3 protein-coding genes are annotated in these 1776 nt (G+C 37.1%); 1 reads left to right on the top strand and 2 read right to left on the bottom strand.

Annotated elements, in window-relative coordinates; all coding sequences use genetic code 11:
• The coding region (locus tag JMX03_RS14820; RefSeq protein WP_201598349.1) for a diacylglycerol kinase catalytic domain-containing protein at window positions 1-811 on the bottom strand (811 nt) is incomplete at its 3' end.
• Window positions 811-1413, bottom strand: coding sequence for a hypothetical protein (locus tag JMX03_RS14815; protein ID WP_031944046.1), 603 nt, complete (start codon window positions 1411-1413; stop codon window positions 811-813). The genes JMX03_RS14815 and JMX03_RS14820, both read right to left, overlap by 1 nt.
• A 62-nt stretch (window positions 1414-1475) precedes the next feature.
• Between JMX03_RS14815 and JMX03_RS14810 the strand changes: the two genes are divergently transcribed.
• On the top strand, window positions 1476-1776 hold a 301-nt coding region (locus JMX03_RS14810), incomplete at its 3' end, for a hypothetical protein (protein ID WP_265090508.1).

Raw genomic sequence — 1776 nt, 5'->3', positions numbered from 1 at the left:
GCATCAAAGATCCTAATTGCAGTGGTGAGTCAGGCTCAATAGTGCCAAAAGTCAGTGCAACACCTGTTGTTCTACTTGGAAATGGCTCTCTTACACTAAATTGTAGCTTTCGATCACTCCAGCTAAAGCCTTGTAATAGAGGGTGCGAAGCTTCTCCTGTAATTGCCATCGCACCAGCAAGAATAGATTGAAACCACCCCGTTGATCCCAATCCTGTTGATACAATAATGCCTGATGAAGATTGCACTTCTTCAGCGCCATTCCATTGCAAAATATACTGTGCGGAAGTGTGGCTTTTAGGGCCAATAAATAAGTCATTAACCGCTAATAAGGATTGACCATCATTGGTTGTTGCTTGTGCAAAAGTGACCGTTTTAAATGGCATTTTTTTATTAATGGTGTTAATAACTGTCTCTTTTAATTGCCCTATTTCAAAGGGTAATAATTTACCATCCCACCTTGATGGATCAGGATTTATGGCAATGATAGGCTGTCCATTAAGGTATTTCAGCGTATTGGCAACAAGCCCATCTTGACCAATCACCACCACAATATCGTGAGGTGAGAATTGATAGCTGGGTAATAAGCCTCTTTCTAAAAGTTGAAATCGTCCTAATGATTTTAAAATCAACTCAGCTTCTGTGAGTTGCTTTTGATATAAATTGTGTTCATTGAGGTAATCCTTTACCTCAACATTGTTGTGTTCTAAATAGAATTTGGCTTGTGACCAGGTATTAAAGCGCTCAATTAATTCCTGTAAGCGGCTTTTTCTCATCACCAGCACAAAGCGAAAATCTTCGTTACGTTGCATTATTTACTGCCTTTTTTCATAAATTGGCTAAATAAATCAGGTGTGATATTCAACTCGCCGATTTTTCCTGAATTCAGTGCTAAGGTTTCAAATGCCATTGCCATTAATTGTTGTGAGTCCATTTTTGCTAATGCCATTGCTTTTAGGTTCTCAACTGGTAATTCACGATAAGCACGCATGGTAGCTTCAATAGCATAAGCATCCGCTTCTGATTGTGTTCGCTGATTTTCAGCACTTAATGCGACTAGTTCTTTGCGTTTTGCTTCCGCATTAACTTTGGCTTCAAGGCGTTCTTTTTCAATCTCAGCTTGTTCGCGTAGTAATGTACGTTCGTTTTCTAAACGTGCTTCTTCAATCTCTTGGCGTTTACGTTGAACAGATAAATCGGTTTCTAATTCAGCCTCTTTAATGGTGCGCTCTTGTTCTACTGAGAATTTACGACGAGCATAAATGGCATCGTCGGCTTCTTTCAGTAAGGATTCTCTCGCTTCAGCTTCTAGTGCTTTTAAGGTTTCTGGTGATGGTGTGATTGCCGCTATAGAGACATCTAAAATCGCAATACCTAATGCCTCTAATGATGGATGTTCAATTAATTGTTCCATCACTAAAGTCACTAATGATTGGCTAAGTAATAACGCTTCTCTAAGTGGTGTACTTTGGATCTTTGCTTGATAAAGGATATATTACCTTAGAAACGTTTTATAGTGGCTTAAAAAACTCAAGAGGTGGTATATCTAAATTAAAGAAAGAAAATTTTGCTAAGTATTTAGAATCAGATGAAACGATTGTTTTAAGTACTTCTAATTTAGAGCAAATAATTTTTTATGGTTTTTCTCAAGAAAGTCTAGATGAATTATATTCTTCTATTGAATATCATTTATCTAGTGGGCATGAACTAGAGGGTAATTTTCTTGATGCTATTAATCAAATAAAATCGAGGCTACCAAGATATTATATAAATTTTG

Source organism: Psychrobacter fulvigenes (assembly GCF_904846155.1).
Lineage (GTDB): Bacteria > Pseudomonadota > Gammaproteobacteria > Pseudomonadales > Moraxellaceae > Psychrobacter > Psychrobacter fulvigenes.
This window is presented reverse-complemented; position numbering and strand designations above follow the sequence as displayed.

Excerpts from the sequence above, each read along its gene's own strand:
- JMX03_RS14815 (WP_031944046.1), bottom strand. The coding sequence starts at position 1,413 with ATGGAACAATTAATTGAACATCCATCATTAGAGGCATTAGGTATTGCG.